Annotated in this window: 26 protein-coding genes; 2 read left to right on the forward strand and 24 right to left on the reverse strand. The window is 58.7% G+C overall.

Annotated features, from left to right (window positions below; all coding sequences use genetic code 11):
* Window positions 1-96: 96 nt before the first annotated feature.
* The 15 genes from ADH66_RS13805 to ylxM form a co-directional block, all read right to left on the reverse strand.
* Window positions 97-645: a hypothetical protein gene (locus ADH66_RS13805; RefSeq protein WP_066539545.1), complete on the reverse strand. Its 549-nt coding sequence runs from the start codon at window positions 643-645 to the stop codon at window positions 97-99.
* A 107-nt stretch (window positions 646-752) separates the two neighbouring features.
* Entirely contained in the window at window positions 753-1,682 is a 930-nt protein-coding gene (gene rsmH, locus ADH66_RS13810) for a 16S rRNA (cytosine(1402)-N(4))-methyltransferase RsmH (protein WP_066539543.1), read from the reverse strand.
* A 39-nt stretch (window positions 1,683-1,721) separates the two neighbouring features.
* Entirely contained in the window at window positions 1,722-2,141 is a 420-nt protein-coding gene (gene mraZ / locus ADH66_RS13815) for a division/cell wall cluster transcriptional repressor MraZ (protein ID WP_066539541.1), read from the reverse strand.
* A gap of 290 nt (window positions 2,142-2,431) precedes the next feature.
* The gene (locus ADH66_RS13820) at window positions 2,432-2,911 is read right to left on the reverse strand and encodes an ATPase (protein WP_066539540.1); all 480 of its coding nucleotides are present in this window, start codon (window positions 2,909-2,911) and stop codon (window positions 2,432-2,434) included.
* 26 nt (window positions 2,912-2,937) lie between these two features.
* Window positions 2,938-3,426: a pantetheine-phosphate adenylyltransferase gene (coaD, locus tag ADH66_RS13825; RefSeq protein ID WP_066541936.1), complete on the reverse strand. Its 489-nt coding sequence runs from the start codon at window positions 3,424-3,426 to the stop codon at window positions 2,938-2,940.
* Window positions 3,427-3,430: 4 nt separating this feature from the next.
* Window positions 3,431-4,036 carry a 16S rRNA (guanine(966)-N(2))-methyltransferase RsmD gene (gene rsmD / locus ADH66_RS13830; protein ID WP_066539539.1) on the reverse strand — a complete coding sequence of 202 codons (606 nt, stop codon included), beginning with the start codon at window positions 4,034-4,036 and terminating at the stop codon, window positions 3,431-3,433.
* A 108-nt stretch (window positions 4,037-4,144) separates the two neighbouring features.
* Entirely contained in the window at window positions 4,145-6,013 is a 1,869-nt protein-coding gene (gene uvrC / locus ADH66_RS13835) for an excinuclease ABC subunit UvrC (protein ID WP_066539535.1), read from the reverse strand.
* A 62-nt stretch (window positions 6,014-6,075) separates the two neighbouring features.
* Window positions 6,076-6,339, reverse strand: a complete 264-nt coding sequence (locus ADH66_RS13840) for an HPr family phosphocarrier protein (RefSeq protein ID WP_066539533.1) — start codon at window positions 6,337-6,339, stop codon at window positions 6,076-6,078.
* Window positions 6,340-6,609: 270 nt separating this feature from the next.
* On the reverse strand, window positions 6,610-7,308 hold the full coding sequence (gene trmD / locus ADH66_RS13845; RefSeq protein ID WP_066539528.1) for a tRNA (guanosine(37)-N1)-methyltransferase TrmD: 699 nt from the start codon (window positions 7,306-7,308) through the stop codon (window positions 6,610-6,612).
* On the reverse strand, window positions 7,308-7,832 hold the full coding sequence (gene rimM / locus ADH66_RS13850; protein WP_066539526.1) for a ribosome maturation factor RimM: 525 nt from the start codon (window positions 7,830-7,832) through the stop codon (window positions 7,308-7,310). The genes trmD and rimM overlap by 1 nt, the downstream gene beginning before the upstream one ends.
* A 144-nt stretch (window positions 7,833-7,976) precedes the next feature.
* Window positions 7,977-8,207 carry a KH domain-containing protein gene (locus ADH66_RS13855; RefSeq protein WP_066541931.1) on the reverse strand — a complete coding sequence of 77 codons (231 nt, stop codon included), beginning with the start codon at window positions 8,205-8,207 and terminating at the stop codon, window positions 7,977-7,979.
* Window positions 8,208-8,251: 44 nt separating this feature from the next.
* Window positions 8,252-8,494: a 30S ribosomal protein S16 gene (rpsP, locus tag ADH66_RS13860; RefSeq protein ID WP_066539524.1), complete on the reverse strand. Its 243-nt coding sequence runs from the start codon at window positions 8,492-8,494 to the stop codon at window positions 8,252-8,254.
* Between the two features lie 54 nt (window positions 8,495-8,548).
* The gene (locus ADH66_RS20690; protein ID WP_201448078.1) at window positions 8,549-8,692 is read right to left on the reverse strand and encodes a hypothetical protein; all 144 of its coding nucleotides are present in this window, start codon (window positions 8,690-8,692) and stop codon (window positions 8,549-8,551) included.
* Window positions 8,693-8,708: 16 nt separating this feature from the next.
* Complete coding sequence (ffh, locus tag ADH66_RS13865) at window positions 8,709-10,052, reverse strand: signal recognition particle protein (RefSeq protein WP_066539522.1); 1,344 nt, start codon at window positions 10,050-10,052, stop codon at window positions 8,709-8,711.
* A 122-nt stretch (window positions 10,053-10,174) separates the two neighbouring features.
* The gene (ylxM, locus tag ADH66_RS13870; protein WP_066539520.1) at window positions 10,175-10,543 is read right to left on the reverse strand and encodes a YlxM family DNA-binding protein; all 369 of its coding nucleotides are present in this window, start codon (window positions 10,541-10,543) and stop codon (window positions 10,175-10,177) included.
* A gap of 192 nt (window positions 10,544-10,735) precedes the next feature.
* On the opposite strand from ylxM, the gene ADH66_RS13875 reads away from it, so the two are divergent.
* Complete coding sequence (locus ADH66_RS13875; protein WP_084384462.1) at window positions 10,736-11,155, forward strand: ASCH domain-containing protein; 420 nt, start codon at window positions 10,736-10,738, stop codon at window positions 11,153-11,155.
* Here ADH66_RS13875 and ADH66_RS13880 read toward each other — a convergent pair.
* Together ADH66_RS13880 and ruvX are read right to left on the reverse strand one after the other, a co-directional pair.
* The gene (locus ADH66_RS13880; protein ID WP_066539514.1) at window positions 11,144-12,094 is read right to left on the reverse strand and encodes an L-lactate dehydrogenase; all 951 of its coding nucleotides are present in this window, start codon (window positions 12,092-12,094) and stop codon (window positions 11,144-11,146) included. The genes ADH66_RS13875 and ADH66_RS13880 overlap by 12 nt on opposite strands.
* Before the next feature lie 62 nt (window positions 12,095-12,156).
* Window positions 12,157-12,705 carry a Holliday junction resolvase RuvX gene (gene ruvX / locus ADH66_RS13885; protein ID WP_066539512.1) on the reverse strand — a complete coding sequence of 183 codons (549 nt, stop codon included), beginning with the start codon at window positions 12,703-12,705 and terminating at the stop codon, window positions 12,157-12,159.
* A 389-nt stretch (window positions 12,706-13,094) separates the two neighbouring features.
* On the opposite strand from ruvX, the gene ADH66_RS13890 reads away from it, so the two are divergent.
* Window positions 13,095-14,318, forward strand: a complete 1,224-nt coding sequence (locus tag ADH66_RS13890) for an IS110 family RNA-guided transposase (RefSeq protein WP_066539510.1) — start codon at window positions 13,095-13,097, stop codon at window positions 14,316-14,318.
* A gap of 124 nt (window positions 14,319-14,442) precedes the next feature.
* Here the strand turns inward: ADH66_RS13890 and ADH66_RS13895 are convergent, their stop codons facing one another.
* From ADH66_RS13895 to ADH66_RS13925, 7 genes are all read right to left on the reverse strand, one after another.
* A complete protein-coding gene (locus ADH66_RS13895) occupies window positions 14,443-15,135 on the reverse strand; it encodes a histidine phosphatase family protein (RefSeq protein ID WP_066539509.1) in 693 nt (230 codons plus the stop codon).
* On the reverse strand, window positions 15,129-16,040 hold the full coding sequence (locus ADH66_RS13900; RefSeq protein WP_066539508.1) for a dihydroorotate dehydrogenase: 912 nt from the start codon (window positions 16,038-16,040) through the stop codon (window positions 15,129-15,131). The genes ADH66_RS13895 and ADH66_RS13900 overlap by 7 nt, the downstream gene beginning before the upstream one ends.
* Before the next feature lie 2 nt (window positions 16,041-16,042).
* Entirely contained in the window at window positions 16,043-16,807 is a 765-nt protein-coding gene (locus ADH66_RS13905; RefSeq protein WP_066539507.1) for a dihydroorotate dehydrogenase electron transfer subunit, read from the reverse strand.
* 351 nt (window positions 16,808-17,158) lie between these two features.
* Window positions 17,159-17,581 carry a VOC family protein gene (locus ADH66_RS13910; protein ID WP_066539506.1) on the reverse strand — a complete coding sequence of 141 codons (423 nt, stop codon included), beginning with the start codon at window positions 17,579-17,581 and terminating at the stop codon, window positions 17,159-17,161.
* Window positions 17,578-18,483, reverse strand: a complete 906-nt coding sequence (locus ADH66_RS13915; RefSeq protein ID WP_066539505.1) for a hypothetical protein — start codon at window positions 18,481-18,483, stop codon at window positions 17,578-17,580. The genes ADH66_RS13910 and ADH66_RS13915 overlap by 4 nt, the downstream gene beginning before the upstream one ends.
* Window positions 18,484-18,542: 59 nt before the next feature.
* Window positions 18,543-19,445, reverse strand: a complete 903-nt coding sequence (locus tag ADH66_RS13920; RefSeq protein ID WP_066539503.1) for a helix-turn-helix transcriptional regulator — start codon at window positions 19,443-19,445, stop codon at window positions 18,543-18,545.
* Entirely contained in the window at window positions 19,442-20,911 is a 1,470-nt protein-coding gene (locus tag ADH66_RS13925; RefSeq protein WP_066539501.1) for an amidohydrolase, read from the reverse strand. Before ADH66_RS13925 ends, ADH66_RS13920 begins: the two co-directional genes overlap by 4 nt.
* Window positions 20,912-20,920: the final 9 nt, after the last annotated feature.

The following is a 20,920-nucleotide window of genomic DNA, read 5'->3' on the forward strand; positions in this document are numbered from 1 at the left end:
AGAGCCAAGATCGGGATTGGCCCTCGTTTTGCGTTCTTCTTTATTTTTATTCGCATAGGCCGGCGCTTATGCGCGGGACTTGGCCGCAGGCCAATGTCAGGCGAACAGCTCTTTAATCTGCGCCCACATTCTCTCAAACCACGAACCCCCGCCGGTCTCCTGCACCACCGTGCCCTTGTCCTGCTGGGTCACGTGCAGGTACACCACCTGGGACGAGCTCAGCTTTCCCATGCCCAGCTCCTCCACGGCGTACTGCTCCACCTGGGCGTCGGTCATCTTCTGGGCCGCCTGCATGGTAAGCTGCACCTCCAGGCTCTGGGCCTCCTCAAGGTCGTTTTTTGTGGCGGATATCTCCTCGTTTATCTCCGCCAGCTGCACCTCGCTCACCAGGGCCGCCGCGCTCACCCCGCCCACAAGCAGTATCGCCAGCATACACTTCACGATGGCCGTGGTGTTGCGCCGCAGCTTTTTCCGGGTCTCCTGCTTCTCCCGCTGCCGCTCCTGCCGCCGGGGCAGCTCCACTACCTTTCTTTCCGGCTGCTCCTCTATCTGCGGCTGTTCAAGGGCGTAATCGTCTATTACCGCCCCATTGGAGCTTATATCTTCAAAATATGAAAAGTCATAGGCCTCCGCTCGGTTTGCCATTCGCTGTCTCCCCCCGCCAAATACTTTATCCTGCTCCGCCAGAGCTCCGCAAGCCAAAGTACCGGCCTTTTTTCACTCACCCAAAAATTTTACCGTTCCAAAAGTAATTACAGCTTCTCCAGGACCCTGAGTCTTGCGCTCCTGGCCCTCGGATTCTCCTCCAGCTCCTCGGTCGAGGGGGCGAGCCCCCCTTTATGCACCAGCTTCCCCCTGGGCTTTTTGCCGCATACGCACACCGGGAAGTCCGGCGGGCAGGTGCAGCCCCTGCAATATTCGGCCATCCTGCGCTTTACTATCCTGTCCTCTAAGGAATGGAAGGTTATCACCGCCAGCCGCCCCCCGGGCTCCAAAAGCTCCAGGGCTCCGTCAAGCCCCTCCGACAGCGCGTCCAATTCGCCGTTGACGGCTATCCTCAGGGCCTGGAAGGTGCGCCTTGCCGGGTGGCCCTCGGCCCGTCTCACCGCCGCTGGCACGGACCGCTTCACTATCTCCGCCAGCTGTCCGGTGGTCTCTATGGCCCCGTGCTCCCGGGCCCTGATTATCCCCGCCGCTATCCTTCCGGCGCTCTTGTCCTCGCCGAAGCGCCATATAACGTCCCTCAGTTCCCCCTCTGAAAGGCCGTTCACCAAATCATAGGCGCTTGTCCCCTCACGGCTCATGCGCATATCCAAGGGCGCGTCGTGGTGATAGGAGAACCCACGCTCCGGCGCGTCCAGCTGATACGACGACACCCCCACGTCCAGGAGCACGCCGTGGGCCCTCTCCAGGCCGTTCTCCCGGGCAAGCTCCCCCATGCGGCGGAAATTCCCCCTTGCCGCCGTGAAATTGGGCCAATGCCCCAGCCGCTCTGTGGCGGCCTTTATAGCGTCCGGGTCCTGGTCTATCCCCAGCAGCCGGCCCGTGCCCCCAAGGGCTTCGAGTATGGCCGCCGAGTGGCCCCCGCCCCCAAGGGTGCCGTCGATGTACCGGCCCCCGGGCCTTATATCAAGGGCCTCTATGGTCTCCCGAAAGAGGACAGGCTTATGTATGAAATCCATTGCCATTTGCCCCCCTCTGCGCTATAATAAAATAATATGCTAGAACGTCAGAAGGTTCATAAGCTCCTCTACGTCCTCCGGGCTCTGCGCGTCGTTATAGGCCTGCCAGCGTTCTGTGTCCCATAGCTCCGCTCTGGTGGAGGCGCCCACCAGGGTCACGTCCTTTATAAGCCCCGCGTGCTCCCGGAGCTTTTCGGGGATGAGTATTCTCCCCTGTTTGTCGGGCTCCACCTCGGCCGCCTGGCCGAAGGTCTTGCGTAAAAGCAGCTTCGCCTGCTTTGGGGGCAGCGCCTTTATCTTCTCTGTGGCTATGCCCACCTGCTCCTCGGACAGAAGGTTCAGGCACCCGTCCGTGCCTATCATGACGTAGAACCTCTCCCCCAGCTCCTCCCGAAAGCGGGACGGCACCGTTACCCGGCCCTTGGGGTCCATGCTGTGCTGATATTCACCTGTTAGCATGGTCTTTCACCCCACTTTGCCCCACTTTACCCCACTTAGCTGCTTTTCATTATACCCTAATCCCCCCTCAAATGCAACCGCAAAATCTTGTTTCCCCCCGAGAAACCAAAACTTAGAACGTATCTTCGACCCTATATTGTGGGAACAAAAATTCCCCTTGCACCATTTGGCAAGGGGAAAATTATCATTACTCTTTATTTGGCTACAGTGTACAAAATACCCGGCTTACATTTGTGAGGATTCTATGACTTCACGTTCGTGAAGTCATGTTCGCCTCCGTGAAGTTCTGCTCACATCTGTGAAGACCTCTGGGAGTTCTTGATGTTCTGCCTGGTCTTGCGAAGCTCCGTGAGGCTCTCGGAGATGGACTCGTCCGTGCGGCGCATGATGTCCTCTACATACTCGTTGCAGGCCTTCTTGGTCTCCCGGGCCTGGGCCTGGGCCTGGGTGAGTATCTCGTTGGCCCGCTGCTGGGCCTTGAGGACCACCTCCTCCTGGCTGACCAGGGCCTTGGCCCGCTCCTCGGCGGCCTGTAGGATGCTGTCGCCCTCTCGCTTTGCCTCGTTGATTATCTGGCCGTGGTCCGCCACGATGGTCTTCGCCTGGTTTATCTCCTCGGGGAAAACGTCCCGGATATCGTCAAGGATAGCCCGTATCTCCTCGCTGTCCACCAGCACCTTGCCGGAGGAAAGGGGCATCTTCCACCCCTTGTCCAGCACGTCGTACATCTCGTCTATCAGGTCTTCAATGGTAGCTTGATTGTTGCTCATTTTATCCGTTTCCTTTCCCTATGGCTTTATTCCGCGCAGAGCCGCTCCCTTATAGTCTCAAGAATGCACCCGGGCACAAAGTGGGAGATGTCCCCCCCAAAGCCCGCCACCTGCTTTACCATGGAGGAGCTTAAAAACATATGCTCCGCGCTGGTAGAGAGGAACATGGTCTCTAAAGAGGGGTTCAGCTTCTTGTTTGTCAGGGCCTGCTGGAACTCGTACTCGAAGTCCGTTAAAGCCCTCAGACCCTTTACCACCACCGCGGCCCCCCGGTCCCTGGCGTAGTCGGCCAAAAGGCCCTCCACCCGGTCGCACTCCACGTTTAAAAGCCCCGCCGTTTCACAGACCCGCCGGAGCATCTCCAGCCGCTCCTCTACGGTGAAGCTGTACCGCTTGTCCGGGTTCACGGGCACCGCCACGATTATCCTGTCGAATATCTTGCTTGCCCGGCTTATTATGTCCAGATGGCCCAGGGTCACCGGGTCAAAGCTGCCCGGGCAGATGGCCGTGGTCATGTGTTCAGTCATTGGCTGGCTCCTCGCTCTGTGATTTTCTCCGGGCCCCCGGGGCCTCGTCTGCGTCCTCCTGCTCCCCGGCCCTATACGCTGTCACGGACGTTTTGCCATAGCGATAGACCTTGCGCTTTTCAAAATCCCCCGCCCTTTCGGGCAGAACCTCCCTGCTGCCATGCTCGCAGAGTATCACGCCCCCAGGGGCCATCCGCACCGACACAAGCTCCAGCGCCCGCTCCATGAGCCCCTCCCTATAGGGCGGGTCCAGGAAGGCGATATCAAAGGTCTCCCGCCCGGCCCGGAGATACCCGGCGAAGTCCGCGCCAACCACCCGGGCGCGGTCCTTAAAGCCCGCGGCGGCGAGGTTCTTTTCTATCACCCTTACGGCCTCCCGGCTGCTGTCCACAAAGACGGCCTCCCTCGCCCCGCGGCTCAGGGCCTCCAGCCCCATCTGCCCGCTCCCGGCGAACAGGTCCAGGAACCTGCGGCCCTCTATATTAAACTGCAATATATTAAAGACCGACTCTTTCACCATGTTCGTCGTGGGCCGCACCTCTGTCCCCGCCGGGGACAGCAGCGCCTTGCCCCGGCGCTCTCCTGCTATGATTCTCATACATTCTCCCTAAGGTCGCGGGACTCTGTACCACGACCTGCAACCTTTGAAAAGGTGGACGAAACTTTTACCTATACTTTGTTATTATGCCATTTTTCTTAACGGTTGTCAACTATTTTCCCCATGAAAATAGTCAAAAACCCTCTTCGCCGCCGGTTTCGTCATCCCCGGAGCCCGCTCCAGCTCCGAAAGCTCCGCCTCCCCCACTGCCGCCACGGTCTTGAAGTGCTTTAAAAGGGCCTTTGCCCTCTGGGGCCCCACCCCCTCAATGGACAAAAGGGTGCTGGAGATGGCGGACTTTTTTCTCTGCTGCCTATGGTAGCCGATGGCAAACCTGTGCACCTCGTCCTGTATTGTGGAGAGCAGCGTAAAGGCCTTGCGCGTGGAGGTGATGGAGATCTCCCCCCCGGACACGGCTATGGCCCGGGTGCGGTGCTTGTCGTCCTTCACAAGGCCGTACAGGGGCACGGACAGCCCCATTCCGTCCAGCACAGGCTGTACGGCGTTCACGTGGCCCCTTCCGCCGTCCAAAAGTATCAGGTCCGGCATACGCCCGAAGCCGGTGTTATCCCCCTCCCGCTGCTTCTCCCGGTACTCGGAAAACCGCCGGGCTATGACCTCCCGCATGGAGCCGTAGTCGTCCTGGCCCTCCACGGTCTTTATCTTAAAGCGGCGGTACGCGGCCTTCAGCGGCCGGCCGTTCTCAAAGACCACCATTCCCGCCACGTTCTCGCCCCCCTGGAGGTTCGAGATATCGTAGCATTCGATATAAGCCGGGGCCTTCTCAAGGCCAAGCAGGCGCCGAAGCTCGTCCAGAGCCGAGGCGTCCCTTCCGCTTAGGCCCGACTGCTGGGCCAGGTATTCGGCGGCGTTGCTGTGGCACATCTCCACCAGCTGCTTCTGGCTGCCCTTCTGGGGCACGTTTATGCGCACGGTTTTCCCACGCTTCATCTTTGCGGAATATAGGTCCGTCAGCCACCGGGCTATAAGCTCCTGGCCGTCACAGGGGCCGTCCAGGGTCACCACCGGGGGTATGCGGTCCCTTATCCCGTAATACTGCCGCAGAAACTCAGAGCGGACCTCGGGGTCGCTGCCGGTGCCCTGGGTTATGAAGCTCTCCCGGTCGGTGAGCTTGCCGCCGGTGAAACGGAACACCTCGAAGGCAGTCCGGCTCTCCCCCTGGGCAAGAGCTATCACGTCCTGCTCCGGCACCCGGCTCTCCACCACCTTCTGCCGGTCCCGGAGCTTCTGTAGGGCGTTTATCCTGTCCCGAAGCCGGGCCGCCAGCTCGAAGTCCAAATCCTCGGCGGCCTGCTCCATGCGCTTTGTCAATTCCCTTATAGAGGTGCCGCTGCCGCCCTTTACAAAGTCCAGTGCCTGCTGAAAGGCCTCGATATAGTCCTCTCCTCTGATCCTTCCCCGGCACGGGGCGCAGCACTGGTCGATGTAGAAGTTGAGACAGGGCCGGGACTTGCCCATATCCCTTGGAAACTTCTTGTTGCAGTCGGGCAGCTTGAAGATCTTCCGGGCGGCGTCCACTGTCTCCCTTATGGACCAGTAGCTGAGATATGGTCCGATATACTTCGCCCCGTCGTCCTCCTTCTGCAAGACCGCCGAGAGCCTGGGCCACTCCCCGCCGCTGACCCTTATATAGCAGTAGCCCTTGTCGTCCTTCAATAGTATATTATACTTCGGCTGGTGCTGCTTTATAAGGCTGCTCTCAAGAACAAGGGCCTCGAATTCGCTGTCGGTCAGAATATACTCGAAGTAGTCCACGTTCGACACCATCTGGCGCACCTTTGCGTCGTGGTTCTTCTCAGAGCCGAAATACTGGCTCACCCGGTTTTTAAGGGCCTTTGCCTTTCCAATATATATTATCTCCCCGGACTTATCGTGCATGATATACACCCCGGGGGTCAGGGGCAGCTGCAGGGCCTTCGCCCTGAGCTCCCTGCGCTTTTCCTCTCTCTCGTCCACGGATGTCCCTCCCCGCAAGAAAAAAGCACCGCAAAACTGCGGTGCCCTAAAAACTGACAGCCTTACTCAGCGAACCCGGAATTCACCAGGGCCACCAGCGCGTCGACGGCCTCCTGCTCGTCGGCGCCGTCGGCGATGATGCGGATGGTCACGCCGCCCACGATACCCAGGCTCAATACGCCCAAAAGGGACTTGGCGTTTACCCTGCGCTCCTCTTTCTCTACCCAGATAGAAGACTTGAACTCATTAGCCTTCTGGATAAAGAAAGTAGCGGGGCGGGCGTGCAGACCGACCTGATTCTGAACCAGAACTTCCTTTGCGCACATGTACATTCACTCTCCTACAGAATTTTGAAATTGGACCCCAAAGATACTTGTTTTACTGCGCTCGTGCCTTTTACGCGGCTTCCTTCTGCGCTTTGGACTTCGCGTCTGTCTCTGTAAAGCCAGCCCCGAAGCCCCTAAAAACTACGCTAATTATACCCACATTTTGTCCCGCAGTCAACAAGTTTTCCGCATTTTTGGGCAGTTGACCAAGGAAAAATTTATATTCAACCTCTGAGTGTACAGTTTGAACAAACTTTTTGAAACTTTTTTTCAGTGCTTATTTTTCATATACAGCACATAAAGCTCCGGCCTGTTGACTTTTGTGACAGAGATTGACTGCTCATGCCGCCATTTTTCAATGTTGCCGTGGTGGCCGGAGAGGAGCACCGGGGGAACCTCACGCCCCCGCCAGACCTCGGGTCTTGTGTACTGTGGATACTCCAAAAGGCCGTTATAGTGGCTTTCCTCCTCAAAACACACGTCCTCAGACAGCACTCCCGGCAGCATACGGCTTACCGCGTCCGTCAGTATCATGGCCGGGAGCTCGCCGCCGGTCAGCACAAAATCCCCAATGGAAATTTCTTCCACTCCATACTCGTCCAGCAGCCGCTGGTCCACCCCCTCATAGTGCCCGCAGAGCAGTATCAGCCCCGGCTCCGCCGAGAGCTCTCGGGCCCTTTTCTGGTCCAGCACCCGGCCCCGGGGGGACATATATATGGTATGCGGCATATACCCCAGGTGCTCTTTTAATGCGTCCAGCCCCCGGGCAAAGGGCTCTGCGCAGAGCAACATACCCTTACCCCCGCCGAACACCGTGTCGTCCACCCGGCCCCTTCTGTCCGGGGAGAAGTCCCTTAGCTGGTGGCAGCAGACCTGTAAATGGCCCCGCCGCCGGGCCCGGCCCACGATGCTGTTCTCAAGGACCAGGGGGAACATCTCCGGGAACAGGGTGATTATGTCGATACGCACTAGGCCTCCTCACCCTCCCCGTCGAATATGCCCGGTATGGGCAGAAGCTCTATCACGCCGCCCTCTATGTCCGTGCGCTTTATCATGTGCTCCACTGCCGGGAAAAGGTAGTCCCGCCCCTCGCCGTCCCTTATCCTATAGACGTTGTTGGCCGGTGCGGGGATAATCTGCGCGATAACGCCGTACTCCCGGCCGGTGTCGCCGTCTATGGCGCACAGACCTATAAGGTCCTCAAGAAAGAACCGGCCCTCGGGGAGCTTTACGTCGTCCCGGTTCAGGTACAGCACCCGGCCCCGCAGCCTGTCCCCCTGCTCCACTGTGCCTACTCCCTCTAAAGTCAATAACAGGCGGCCCTTGTGGGGCCTGCTGCTTATCAGGCCTATGGGGCGCTGGCCGCTTTCGTCGAAGTAGAGCTCCTTCACTCCTGCCACGAACTCCGGGCTGTCCGCCCAGGTTTCCATTACCAGCTCGCCTTTTACTCCGTGGGTGCGGACTATTTTGCCTGCTTCTAGGTATTGTTTCATGTTCGCTCCTTGCGCTGCTTATCGGGGCTTCGCCCCTCTCCCAAGAGAAACTTTTTGAAAAAAGTTTCTCTTGACTTTTCAAAAACTTTTTCCCTTCGCTTTGCGAAGCACTAAGAAAAAAGGGCGCTCCTGCGCCCCTTACTCTCAGTCTATCTCCACCATGACCTTCGTATCGTTCCGGGTCGCCGCCGCCCGCATCACCACGCGGATGGCCTTCGCTATGCGCCCCTGCTTACCGATAACGCGGCCCATGTCCTCCTCTGCCGCGTGCAGATGATACACCATGACCCCGTTATCGTTCTCCTCGCTGGTCACGCTGACCTCCTCGGGCCGCTCCACCAGCCCCGAGGCAATAGCTTTCAAAAGCTCCTGCATTTCCTTTTTCACCTTCCTTATCTTCTAAAATCGTCCCGATCTTCTCAGATAACGCCGTGCTTCTTGAAAAGGTCCCTCACCGTGTCCGTGGGCTGGGCCCCGTTCTCCATCCACTTCTTGGCCTTCTCCGGGTCCAGCTTCACCACGCTGGGCTCCTCCATGGGGTTATAGTAGCCTATCTCCTCAATGAAGCGCCCGTCCCTGGGAAAGCGGGAGTCCGCCACCACGATACGGTAAAAGGGGTTCTTCTTCGCGCCCATGCGGCGCAGCCTGATTTTTACTGCCATTTTTACTACCTCCAAAAATTTATGTTAATTGTATAATAAAGCACATTAGTGCGTTTATTCCCTCGGTAAATTTTCATAGGCCCCAAGGCTCCCAATAACGCCAACCTCCGGCCCCAGCTTCTCCCCGGTCACGATATCGCTCCGGGACCGGATATTATAGAGCGTCCCCAGCCGTTGTGCTCTATGCTCCTCATGCACCGATTAAAGCTGTCCCCTAGAACGGCATACCAGGCATACCGCCGCCCATGCCCCGCATCAGCTTCCTCCCCTTCTTGCCGCCGAACTGCTTCATCAGCTTCTGGGTCTGCCTGAACTGATTGAGGAGCCTGTTCACGTCCTCCACCTTCTGGCCGCAACCCGCCGCTATCCGCCGCTTCCGCGAAGCGTTCAGCTCCTCTGGGTGCGCCCGCTCATAGGGGGTCATGGACAGTATTATGGCCGCCGTGCGGTCCATTATCCTATCGTCGATGTCCACATCGTCCAGCTTATTGCCCACGCCGGGCAGCTTCTGCAAAATGCCCTTTATGGGCCCCATCTTCTTCACCTGCCGGAACTGCTCCAGCATATCGTTCAGATCCAGCTTGTTCTGCATCATCCGCTGGGCGGTGCGCTCCGCGGCCTTCTCGTCCAGCCGCTGCTCGGCCTCCTCAATAAGGCTAAGCACGTCGCCCATGCCCAGGATACGGCTGGCCATGCGGTCCGGGTGGAACGCCTCCAGACCGTCCAGCTTCTCCCCAGAGCCCGCGAACTTTATGGGCTTGCCGGTGACAGCCTTTATGGACAGCGCCGCGCCGCCCCTGGTGTCGCCGTCAAGCTTTGTCAGTATCACGCCGGTGATGTCCAACAGCTCGTCGAAGGTCTTCGCCACGTTCACAGACTCCTGGCCTATCATGGCGTCCACCGTCAGCAGGATGTCCGTGGGGTTTACCGCCTCCTTCATCCTTCTGAGCTCGTCCATAAGCTCCTCGTCTATCTGCAAGCGCCCGGCGGTGTCTATCAGCAGGTAGTCGTGGCCGTAGTCCTTTGCGTGCTTCACGGCCTCCTTCGCCGTCTCCACCGGGTCCTGGGTCCCCCGCTCGAACACCGGGGCCCCGGCCTTCTCGCCCATGACCTGCAGCTGCTTTATGGCCGCCGGTCTATACACGTCGCAGGCCGCCAGCAGCGGCCTGTGGCCCTGGCTTTTCAGCATATAGGCAAGCTTCGCCGCGTGGGTGGTCTTGCCCGCGCCCTGCAAGCCGCACAGCAGGATTATGGCCGGTGGGTGGGCCGGACTCTTTAAGCGCTCCCCTGTGCCGCCCATTAAGGCGGTCAGCTCCTCGTTGACTATCTTTATCACCATCTGCGCCGGGGTCAGGCTCTCCATGACCTCCTCGCCCACGGCCCGCTCGGTTATCCTCCCGGTGAGCTCCTTTGCCACCTTATAGTTTACGTCGGCCTCCAGAAGCGCCAGACGCACCTCGCGCATGGCCTCCTTCACGTCGCTCTCTGAGAGCTTGCCTTTGCTTCTCAGCTTTTTAAAGGAGTTGCTTAATTTTTCCGCTAAACCTTCAAAGGGCATGACTGCTCACCTCTTTTTCTTCTTTAGTACATTTTTGGCCTTACGGCAAGACCGCGGGGCTCTGCCCCACACCCTGCCACCTTTAAAAAGGTGGACGAAACTTTTTCCCTGCGCGCCGTCTGCTAGTCCTTCTCCGCTATCTCCTGGGCGTACTCCAGTATGCTCTGGGCGTCCCTGTCGATCTCCTCTACGCCGCCGTTTTTGGCGTTGAGCTCCTGTATCTCCAGGGCGCAGTCGCATATGTCCGCCAAAGCCCTCTGCACGTCCTGAAACCGCTTTACCAGCCCCAGTCTGTCCTCCATGTCTATCAGCAGCTGCTCCGCCCGCTTTATGGCGTCCCGGACCCCCTGGCGGCTTATCCCCCTGTCCCCCGCTATCTCCGACAGGGACATATCCTGGTTATAATAGGCGTCCACCGTCTCCCGCTGGGTCCCGGTCAGTATCTCCCCATAAAAATCCAGCAGGATAGAGACCCTCAAATCCTTGGGCATCCCGGACTCCTCCTCACTTTCTCCCTCTGTAAAGGCATCTTCTTTACACTTGCTGATTATACACCAAAGCGGGCCGTTTGTCAACAGAAAATCCCCGGTTTCCCGGGGAGTATTGCAAAATTCCCAGCCTGATGTATAATAGTTGGGATAGCACCACAAGAAAATGCCGCCCCCAAAAAAGGAGTCCCGCTTATGGAAAGCACCGTGAAAGTCCTCTCCCTCAAGGAACCCTGGGCCAGCCTCATCGCCTTCGGCCCCAAACGCATAGAGACCCGCTCCTGGCGCACCCGATACCGGGGCCCCCTCTATATCCACGCCTCCGCCGCAAGGCCCAGCCGGAGCGACCCCCATATCCGGGAGCTTTCAGAGCTTCTCCCCGGCCGGGAGCCCGCCTGCGGCCTTATACTCTGCCGCTGCCTTCTGACCGGCTGTGTCCCCATGGACGAGGAATTTTTGTCCTCCATGACAGACCCCACAGAGCGTCTGTGCGGGGAATACGCCCCCGGGCGCTTCGCCTGGCTTCTAGGGGACGTGCAGGTACTTTCAGAGCCCGTCCCGGCCAAGGGCAGGCTGGGAATCTGGACCTTTACCCTGCCTGATTCACAGCTCTAGCCCACCGTAATTCTCCTCAAGAATATCGCAGGACGCGTCAAACTTCTCCTGCTCCTGCTCCGAGAGGCCCAGCTCCAGCACCCGGTCCACGCCGTTGCGGTTCACTATGCAGGGTGCCCCGGCGTATACCCCCTTGCGGCCGTACTCCCCCCAGAGCCTGGCCGACACCGTCAGCACCGAGTTCTCGTCCGAGAGCACCGCACGGGCTATGCGCACCATAGCCATGCCTATGCCGTAGTAGGTGGCCCGCTTGGCCTCGATTATCCGCTGGGCCGCGTCCCGGACCTGGGTGCTCAGGCGCTCCACCTCCTCCATCCTGTACCGCCCGCCGGAGTCCCCGCACACGTCCGTCACCGGCTTTGTGGCTATCATGGCCTGGCTCCAGGGGACGAATTCGCTGTCGCCGTGCTCGCCCATAACATAGGCGTGCATATTCCTGGGGTCCACACAGAAGTATTCCCCGAGAAGATACCTGAGCCGGGCCGTGTCCAGGGTGGTGCCGGTGCCGAAGACCCGGTTGGGGTTGAAGCCCGACAGCTCATAGGTCACCCGGGTCATGATGTCCACCGGGTTGGTGGCCACCAGGAACACGCCCCCGAAACCCGAGCGCACCACCGGCCCGATAATTGACCCGAACACCTCCGTATTGCGCTGCAGCAGCTCCAGCCTTGATTCCCCCGGCTTCTGGCTGACCCCGGCGGAGATGACCACCATATCCGCGTCCGCGCAGTCGGAATAGTCCCCGGCGTATATCTTCATGCTGCTGCCCGCGAAGGCCAGGCCGTGGTTTAGGTCCATAGCCTCGCCCAGGGCCCGCTTTTTGTCCAGGTCCACCAGCACCAGTATGTCGCAGAGCCCACGGTTCAGGGCCGAGTAGGCAAAGCTCATGCCCACCATCCCCGTGCCCACAAGGACGATTTTACGCTTATTGCTGCACATATTGTCCCACCTCTCTGTTTATTTAAGGTTATATAAGGGTATTGTTCCAAAGCGGGGCGGGTTTATGTGGGCTGCACGCCGCCGGCCTGTTCAATATTTTCTTCCGCGCCTTCTTCTATAGCTTCTTCCGTATTTTCTTCAGCGTTTTCCGCAGCCTCTGCGGCGGCCTCCTCTGCCGCCCTTGCCTCGGCCTCTGCAAGGTTGCGGCGGCGGGCAAGATAGTCCTCAAGAATTATGGTCGCCGCCACGCCGTCCACCACGGCCTTGCGCTTTCTGCCCCGGGTGTTGGTCTCGTTAAGGAGATGGTTCGCGGTTATGGTGGTGCCCCGCTCGTCCACAAACTCCACGGGCACGCCGCTCTGCTCCCCTATCTTCGCCCCCATCTCCCGGGCGAATTTCGCGCTCTCGCCCTCGGAGCCGTCCATGTTCTTTGGCAGCCCCACAACGATTACCCCGGCCCGCAGGGTGATGGCCACCCGGGCCACCTGGAAGCAGAGCTTGTCCATGTCCTTTTCGATAAGCACCGTCAGGGGCCTTGCCATGGTCTCGGTAATGTCACAGACAGAGAGTCCCGTGCGCTTATGTCCTAAATCCACACCTAAAATAATCATATTAAATTCTCCTCGTATAATAAGATTTGCAGATAGTTTATAGAGTGCATCTGCTTAGTTCACTCAAAACGACCAGCAGGCCGTAAGATACCCGTGGTACAATAGCTGTAGGACAGCAGGATAAGTTCTATATTCTCCGGTAGAACCGCAAGGTTGCTACAAAGAAAGTCCGTCCCCCCGAGCCGGAAGTAAGCCGCAAACTCACTGGCTGTTTGCCGTGGTGCGGCCCCCTCTGTCCCAGCGGCGAGCCGCTGGGACAGGCAGTGGAGGGAATCGCATCGGCCGCTCCTCGGAATGATTCTCATACGCGAGGTTGCTGAGGCTTCCGGTTATCATGGGTATCTTAGAGCCTGCTGGTCCTAAAATTTCCACCCCGAGGAGGTGAAATCGTGAATCAATTATTCGTTGGCATTGATGTGGGAAGCCGCGGGAACACAGCCTATCTCATGCGGCCTGATGGGGAAAAGCACAGTAATTTCACAGTACAAAACACTCAAGGCGGTGCTAAAATATTGATTGATAAAATCGTTTCGGCACTTACCGCGATGGGCCTGGAACAGGTCGTGATCGGCATGGAGGCCACCGGCATCTACGGAGATAATCTCGTGTACGCTCTCCGGGAAGATGGCGCCCTGGGCCGGTTCCAGCGCAAGATCCATGTGCTCAATCCCAAGCAGGTCAGCAAGTTCAAGGAATCCTACTCCGAACTGCCCAAGAACGATGATGTGGACGCTTTTGTGATTGCCGATAAGCTCCGTTTTGGTCGTATCACCCAGGAGGTCTATATGGACGACTACCGCTACAAAGCCCTGCAAACCTTGACCAGAGCCAGATTCTATGCTGTACAAGACTTGACCCGTGAAAAACAGCGTTTTGCGAACTATTTGTTTTTGAAATGCTCCGGTCTCGCGCAGGGCAAGGACATAGCTAACTCCAGCGCCACCACCATCGCTCTTATGGAACGCTTTGAAACTGTGGACGAGCTGGCTTATGCCGATTTGGATGAACTCACAGCTTTCATTGATGAGAAGGGCCGCAACTTCGCCGACCCTGCCGCAAAAGCTAAAGCCATTCAGACTGCTGCCAGAAACTCCTATCGTCTGCCTATCACTGTAAATAATTCTGTGAATCAAGCTATGTCAGTTTGTATTGCCACCATGCGGGCGTTGGAAAAGCAAATCAAGGTTCTTGACAAACAAATTGAACAGATATTTGCTGTCCTTCCAAACACCCTGACCTCCGTTCCCGGCATCGGCAAGGTCTACTCCGCCGGGATTATCGCTGAGATCGGTGACATCAACCGTTTTCAATCCCAGGCTTCTGTCGCCAAATATGCCGGTCTTGTCTGGAAACAGCACCAGTCCGGTGAGTTTGAAGCCCAGAACACCCGCCTCATTAAGTCCGGCAACCGTTTCATTCGCTACTATCTGCTGGAAGCCGCCAACTCTGTGAGAAGATGCGACTCCGAGTTCAGGCGTTACTATGACCTCAAGTACAAACAGGTCAATAAATACCAGCACAAACGCGCACTCGCTTTAACTGCCAGAAAACTGGTTCGGCTCGTCTTTCGACTGCTGAAGGAGGGGCGGAACTACATACAGCCGGAGGGTTGAGTCCTACTCGCTTTTCGGTAACGAAGCCCTGTTCAAAAAAATATCATGGGGCAGGGCTTTGGTTGGTGTTGCCTTTTTGCTGCTATGCCATTTCTTTTTCACCGCTTTTCTTGTGACTTTTCATCTATTTCTCTATTGACTTCTTACCACTGGACTTTTTCAGTTTTTCAAATGAAAAGTTCGTGGGCGGCCTGCGCATATCCTCGGGCAGGTGCGACAGGTCGTTGATGCTCTCAAAGTACAGCCTGCCGCCCTGGGCTATCACCGTGCTCACCCCGGTATTCCCGAATACCTCGCTCTTTCGTATGCCTATGGGCTCGCCGTACTGTATCCGGGCGTACAGGTTCCGAAGGACCCCGCCGTGGGTGGTTACCACCACGGTCCTGCCCGGGTTCTCCGCGATTATCCTGTCAAGGGCGGCGTTCACCCGGTCGTACACCTGCCCCATGGTCTCGCCCCCGGGGAACTCGCAGAGGTCCGGGGACTTGTCCCATTTTTCGGCGGTCTCCGGGTAGTTCAGCGCCAGCTCCTTCAGGGAGCGGTCCTCAAGCTCCCCCACGTCCATCTCGATAAAGCCCGGCTCGTCTACCACCTCTATACCATTATGGTACCTGGCGATGGCCTGGGCGGTCAGCCGCGCCCTTTTAAGGGGGCTGGTGTATATCACGTCGATGGGCTCGTTGCGAAACCGCAGCCCCAGAAGCTCCAGCTGCTTCTCCCCCGCGGGGCTCACGTCCGCGTCGTACTGCCCCTGGAACTTGTGCTCAATGTTGCCCATGGACTGGCAGTGGCGGATAAGATAAATTTTTGTCACCATGGCTTGACACCTCCTGTTATTTCAGACACGGATTTCACGCCGTTCCTGTCCATGAACTCCAGTAAGCCGTCCCGGATTTTGATGGGCGCGTAGGGGTCCGTAAATATGGCCGTGCCCACCTGAATGGCGCTAGCCCCGGCCAGGAGCATCTCCACCGCGTCCTGCCACGTGGAAATGCCCCCAAGGCCCACAACGGGCAACTTCACCCTCTGTGACACCTGCCAGACCATGCGTATTGCCACCGGCAGCACCGCCGGGCCCGAGAGCCCCCCGGTATTGTTGCGGAGGATTGGGCGGCGGGAGTTGATGTCGATGCGCATACCCGTCAGGGTGTTGATAAGGGAGAGAGCGTCCGCCCCGCCGCTCTCTGCGGCCAAAGCCATCTCGGCGATATCCGTCACGTTGGGGGAGAGCTTCACCATCAGGGGCTTTTTGCAGCGGTCCCGGACGGCCCGGGTTATGCCCTCAACGCCCTCTTTGGTGACCCCGAACTGCACGCCGCCCTCCTTCACGTTGGGACAGGAGATGTTCAGCTCCACCATGTCCACGGCGGTGTCGTTGAGGAGCTCCGCCGTCCGGCAGTAGTCCTCGACACTGCTTCCAGCCACGTTGGCGATTATCCTCGTGCCCTGCTTTTCGAGCCAGGGCAGGTCCTCCCTGATGAAATGCTCCACCCCGGGGTTTTGCAACCCCACGGCGTTAAGCATACCCCCGGGGGTCTCGGTGACCCGGGGCGGCGGGTTGCCGGGGCGCTCATAAAGGGTGGTGCCCTTGCAGCTTATGCCCCCCAGCTCCGAAAGGGGATAGAGCTCTGCGTACTCCCGCCCGAAGCCGAAGGTGCCCGAGGCGGCTATTATGGGGTTTTTGAAGTCCACCCCGGCTATGTTCACGTTTAAGGCTGCCATATTTATACCTCCTTCACCATGTCCATGGGAAATACCGGGCCGTCCTTGCACACGTGGCCGAAATACTCCCGGCCGCTCCCGTCTGTAAGGGCCACGGCGCAGCCAAGGCACGCCCCCACCCCGCAGGCCATGCGCTGCTCAAGGGACAAATAGCCCTGCGCGCCCCGGCTCTTCGCCAGGGCTTTGGCGGCTTTCAGCATGGGCCCCGGGCCGCAGGCCATAAGCACGTCAAAGTCCTCGCCTGCCGCTAAGTCTGTAACAAGGCCGTGATAGCCGTAGGAGCCATCGTCTGTGGCGATAAGCACCTTCGCACCGGCGGCTTTAAAGTCCTCCTCAAGTATTGCCAGCTCCCTATTGCGAAAGCCCAGCACGGCCACGGCCATCTCTCCCAGCTCCTTCGCGGCGGCCAGCAGGGGTGGCACGCCTATACCGCCGCCCATTAATAGGGTGCGTTTTGTCCTGTCAAGGGGGAAGCCCTTGCCCAGGGGGGCCAGTATGTCTATCATATCGCCGGGCTTGAATCGGGAAAGAGCCTCGGTGCCGGAGCCCCGGACCTGGAACACAAAGCGCAGCGTGCCCTCTTTTTTGTCTATGCCGCAGATGGAGATGGGGCGGCGCAGAGTGTGGCCGGGAACAAGTATCTGGGCGAACTGACCGGGGACCGCTTTTGCGGCCAGCTCCGGGCAGTTTAGAGTGAAGTCAAATATGCCGGGGGTCAGCTCCCGGGCTGAGAGAAGCCTTGCGGGGCGGGAATCGTAGGATTTCATTGGGACGCTCCTTTTTTTCAGTTTGCTACATTATAACAAAAACCGCGCTGTCTGGCAAGTCCAAACAGCGCGGCCCGCAGAGGGATAGCTTCTGCGTATACGGGAAGAAAACTCTTGCATTTTCTGGAAATATCTTGTATTATGTTTAATAAACTCGTGCTGACCACTATCAGCGTATGTGGTAGTAACAACCACAAAAATTAAGCAACCGTTCCACGGCCGGAACGGTTGCTTTGCTTAAATAAAAGTAAATAACCCGGGCCAGGCGTCTGTCGGCGGGCTCCGCTCTTTTTCTGTCTCTATATATAGGCCCTTCCGGCCCTTTTGTCAAGCCGCATTGCGCCCTTTGGACTATCTCTCTGTCTGCTCAGTCATAATACCCCACCGTATGCCGAACCTGTCCACGAAAACCACCCGGCAGGAGCTGTAGGGCGTGGCCTCCATGGGGTATATGGTGCGGCTTCCCTCTTTCATCACCTCATACGCCCTCTGTACCTCCTCCTTTGTGTCCATCATCACAGTCAGGAAGTTGGAGTAGCAGGTCTGGAACTCTATGTCGATATGGTCCGCCATGATGATCCTCTCCCCGCCCAGCAGCAGCTCAGAGTGGTAAATATACTCCCTCTGGCCCTCTTTCAGCTGCGGGTTATACTCCGGGTCGTCCGCCTCGCCGTATGTTATCAGGCAGTTTATCCTGCCGCCAAAGGCCTTTTCATAGGTATGAATGGCCTCACGGCAGTCCCCGCCGAAATTTATCGTAGGCACAAGCTTCATTTCGATTCTCCCCCATTAAACGCCAGGTAAAACCCCAGCTTCTCCATAGTCACCCGGGGCCGCCACCAGTCCCTGGCCTGCTTATACTCCTGCTCATAGGGGGTGTACCACTGCCAGGTGATGTCAAAGCCGCCGTCCTCCATCTGGAGCTTATCTATAGCGGCAAGGTCGGCCTTCACAAGGTCCTCAATGCCCTCGGGCACATAGGGACTCTCCTCGTGGAAGAAGGCCGAGGGCCCCGCCACGTACTCCACGCCGTACTTCTCCACCTCATGGCAGACGGCAAGGCCTACGGCCCGCTTCACGGCCTCCCGGGCTTTATCAAGGTCTATCACGTCGGTAACGCCGTAGAGCTCCATCATCCTGTGGGCCAGCATAAAGCACTTCACCTCGTCGCTGCCCACCTCCCGGGCGCTCTCGAGCCAGGAGAAGGCCTCCCGCACCAGCTCCTTCCAGCGCTCCCCGCCGTCCACACAGCAGAGGAACACCGCCAGTGACACCGTGGGGTTCCAGCTCTCTTTGCCGTCGCCGGGCTCCCACCAGATGGCGTGGGGGTGCTCCTTGGAGCTCTCCACCGCGAAGCGCCAGCGCTGCTGGCCCCGGTCGAAGCCGTCCCCGCTTTTCAGCCACCGGGCGATGCCCTCTATAATATTCCCGGCCTCTCCCAGCGCCCCGCACTGGTAGAGGTGAATAATCGCGTCGTTGGTGGTGATGGGAGTGGAATTGGGGTTCCAGTTGTCCGGCTCTAAAGCGTTGCCGAAGCCGCCGTCGGGGTTCTGAAACTTTTTCAGCTCCTCCACCACAGCCCCCTTCGGGCCGCCCTCGAACACTGCCCTATACCAAGCCAGCTCCAGGGGCCGGGCGTTGCTGATGATAAATTGCTTTGCTTTCTGTATGTCCATACCTTACCTCCTGTCGGATGTTTTCCCCATTATACCCCTGCGAACACGACAGCGGTATGTCATGTTTCCCCATACATATTAAGAATTTTTCTGCCCATCTTCAAGAGCTCCTCCCGGACCTTCTCCGGCCCCAACAGCTCCGCGGCCCCACGAAAGCACAGCAGCCAGTCCACGGCGCTGTCAAGATTGGTAAAGTCTATCTTCGCCCTGCACCGGCCGTCGGGCTCCACCGTAAAGCAGCCCTCGCCATACTCCTCCACTAAGCGCCACTTGTATTCCGGGGGCACCAGCACCTCCACCCGGTAATTCCCGGGAAATACCCGCTCGTCCGAGAGGTCCGGGTATGGGGCCTCTCGGGGCACGAAGCCCTCCTTCAGGGTGAGCCCGGTCATGCGGTTAAGCTTAAATAGCCGGTAGTCCTCCCGCTCAAGGCAGTACCCCCACACGTACCAGCTCCCCCAGCGGAAGACGATATAGTAAGGCTCTATCGCCCGCTTGCTCTCCCTGCCCGGGGCATAGTAGCAAAAGCCCACAAGCCTGGCTTCGCCGAGGGCCCTCTGCAAGAGCTCCAGCTTTTCAGACAGGGGCCCCTTGTACCAGGAGGCCAGGTCGATGAGCATAGAGCCCTCCCGGGCCATGAGCCCCGGCCCGGCAAGCTTCTCCATAAGCTGGGCGTAGCGGTTGGTGCCGCTGACGCTGTCAAGGCTGCGAAGCCCCGCCAGAAGGGCCTGCATATCCGACAAGGTCAAAAGGGAGCGGTCCACCTTATAGCCGCTCATGATGGACAGCCCGCCCCCCGCGCCCTGGGCGGTGCTGATGGGTATACCCGCCCGGCAGAGGGCCTCGATGTCCCGGCTGATGGTCCTGCGGGAGACCTCAAAGGTTTCAGCGAGAAAGGGCGCTGTCACCTTTTCCCGCTGAAGCAGTATGGATAGTATTCCGATCAGTCTGTCTATCTTCAAAGCATTTCCTCGACCGGCACAGGGACAGCGTCCGGCTCTATCGGACAGTCATACCCCTTTGCCGCCGTAACTTTAAATTCTTCACGAGCTTTCTCCAGCAGCTCCGGCGTGGTGATAAGGTCGACGGCCGTGGCCGCCAGCACCTTCGCCGCATAGAGCATCCCCTTATGGGCCACTCCGGTCTTGCCGCCGCTTACGTTCTGCCAGCTATGCCCCGGGGAATGGGCCGGCCAGGTGGCGGTCATTATCTGGGCCGTGGGGGTCTGCCAGCTAACGTCCCCCACGTCCGTGGACCCCGGGGACTGCTCGCCGCTATGGAAGTACGGGCACAGGAAGTCGTTAAGGGTGGCGTTCCCGCCGTCGGAGAGCTCAGAGACCTTTTTGCGTATCTCCGGGTCGTACTTCGCCCCCATGCCCGGCAGTTCCCCTTCTTCTTTCGGGCAGGTGGCGTCCAGCTTGGCGGCAAAGTCCCGCTCCTCTTTGGTGTACTCCGGCAGGGGTATCGTCTCCATATTGGCGTACAGCGCCCGCTCCAGCACCTGGTTGGGCAGAAGATCCGCCGTGCCGTCGATAAAGCGCCTTGTGAAGGTGGTGTCCGTCATCAGAGCCGCGCCCTTTGCGATATTGTCCACCCGCTGTAGGAGCTTCTTATTGTTAGGCACATTGTTGGACCGCACCATATAGAGGACAGTTGCCTTGCTCTGCACAACATTCGGTGAAATCCCGCCGGTGTTGGTGATGGCATAGTGCAGGCAGTCCGTATTTGGGATATGCTCTCTTAAAAACTGCACCCCCAGGTTCATAAGCTCCACCGCGTCCAGGGCGCTGCGGCCCATATGGGGGTTCCCCGCCGCGTGGGCGGCTATGCCGTTGAAGGTGTATTCCACCTGCATACTGGTGTTGTTGGTGCCGGTAAATATCTCGTTGGCCGTGCCCGGATGCCAGGTAAGCGCCGCGTCCAGGGCGTAGAACAGCCCCTCCCGGGCCATAAAGGCTTTGCCCGCGCCGCCCTCCTCGCCCGGGCAGCCGTAATAAATGACAGTGCCGCTCTCGCCGGTGGCCGCCAGATACTCCTTCACGGCCCAGGCGGCGGCCAAGCTGCCCGCGCCCAGCAGGTGGTGCCCGCAGCCGTGGCCATAGCCCTTGGCTAGGCCGCCACAGCCGCCTGCAACCTCCTCGCAGGGCTCCAGCTCCCCGGCCTTCTGGCTCAGCCCGGCCAGCGCGTCGTACTCGCCGAGTATGCCTATCACGGGCCTGCCGCTGCCGAACTTGCCCGCGAAGGCCGTCTCTATCCCCGCCACGGCGTGCTCCACCTCAAAGCCCAGCTCAAAGAGCAGCTCCTCATAGAGCTTTGTGGCGTTGTGCTCCGACAGGGACAGCTCCGGGTCCCCCCAGATTTTGTCCGCCGTGTCTATAAATATCTGCTGCTTTTCGTCCAGCAGCTTGTATACATCAGACTTATTCACAATAATACC

Origin of the sequence: Acutalibacter muris (assembly GCF_002201475.1) — a bacterium.
Lineage (GTDB): Bacteria > Bacillota > Clostridia > Oscillospirales > Acutalibacteraceae > Acutalibacter > Acutalibacter muris.

What these genes read in the sequence shown, in the direction of transcription:
- ADH66_RS13805 (WP_066539545.1), bottom strand. Translation starts at nt 645, where the DNA reads ATGGCAAACCGAGCGGAGGCCTATGACTTTTCATATTTTGAAGATATA.
- rsmH (WP_066539543.1), bottom strand. Translation starts at nt 1,682, where the DNA reads ATGGATTTCATACATAAGCCTGTCCTCTTTCGGGAGACCATAGAGGCC.
- mraZ (WP_066539541.1), bottom strand. Translation starts at nt 2,141, where the DNA reads ATGCTAACAGGTGAATATCAGCACAGCATGGACCCCAAGGGCCGGGTA.
- ADH66_RS13820 (WP_066539540.1), bottom strand. Translation starts at nt 2,911, where the DNA reads ATGAGCAACAATCAAGCTACCATTGAAGACCTGATAGACGAGATGTAC.
- coaD (WP_066541936.1), bottom strand. Translation starts at nt 3,426, where the DNA reads ATGACCACGGCCATCTGCCCGGGCAGCTTTGACCCGGTGACCCTGGGC.
- rsmD (WP_066539539.1), bottom strand. Translation starts at nt 4,036, where the DNA reads ATGAGAATCATAGCAGGAGAGCGCCGGGGCAAGGCGCTGCTGTCCCCG.
- ADH66_RS13840 (WP_066539533.1), bottom strand. Translation starts at nt 6,339, where the DNA reads ATGTGCGCAAAGGAAGTTCTGGTTCAGAATCAGGTCGGTCTGCACGCC.
- rimM (WP_066539526.1), bottom strand. Translation starts at nt 7,832, where the DNA reads ATGAAACAATACCTAGAAGCAGGCAAAATAGTCCGCACCCACGGAGTA.
- ADH66_RS13855 (WP_066541931.1), bottom strand. Translation starts at nt 8,207, where the DNA reads ATGCAGGAGCTTTTGAAAGCTATTGCCTCGGGGCTGGTGGAGCGGCCC.
- rpsP (WP_066539524.1), bottom strand. Translation starts at nt 8,494, where the DNA reads ATGGCAGTAAAAATCAGGCTGCGCCGCATGGGCGCGAAGAAGAACCCC.
- ffh (WP_066539522.1), bottom strand. Translation starts at nt 10,052, where the DNA reads ATGCCCTTTGAAGGTTTAGCGGAAAAATTAAGCAACTCCTTTAAAAAG.
- ylxM (WP_066539520.1), bottom strand. Translation starts at nt 10,543, where the DNA reads ATGCCCAAGGATTTGAGGGTCTCTATCCTGCTGGATTTTTATGGGGAG.
- ADH66_RS13875 (WP_084384462.1), top strand. Translation starts at nt 10,736, where the DNA reads ATGGAAAGCACCGTGAAAGTCCTCTCCCTCAAGGAACCCTGGGCCAGC.
- ADH66_RS13880 (WP_066539514.1), bottom strand. Translation starts at nt 12,094, where the DNA reads ATGTGCAGCAATAAGCGTAAAATCGTCCTTGTGGGCACGGGGATGGTG.
- ruvX (WP_066539512.1), bottom strand. Translation starts at nt 12,705, where the DNA reads ATGATTATTTTAGGTGTGGATTTAGGACATAAGCGCACGGGACTCTCT.
- ADH66_RS13895 (WP_066539509.1), bottom strand. Translation starts at nt 15,135, where the DNA reads ATGGTGACAAAAATTTATCTTATCCGCCACTGCCAGTCCATGGGCAAC.
- ADH66_RS13900 (WP_066539508.1), bottom strand. Translation starts at nt 16,040, where the DNA reads ATGGCAGCCTTAAACGTGAACATAGCCGGGGTGGACTTCAAAAACCCC.
- ADH66_RS13905 (WP_066539507.1), bottom strand. Translation starts at nt 16,807, where the DNA reads ATGAAATCCTACGATTCCCGCCCCGCAAGGCTTCTCTCAGCCCGGGAG.
- ADH66_RS13910 (WP_066539506.1), bottom strand. Translation starts at nt 17,581, where the DNA reads ATGAAGCTTGTGCCTACGATAAATTTCGGCGGGGACTGCCGTGAGGCC.
- ADH66_RS13915 (WP_066539505.1), bottom strand. Translation starts at nt 18,483, where the DNA reads ATGGACATACAGAAAGCAAAGCAATTTATCATCAGCAACGCCCGGCCC.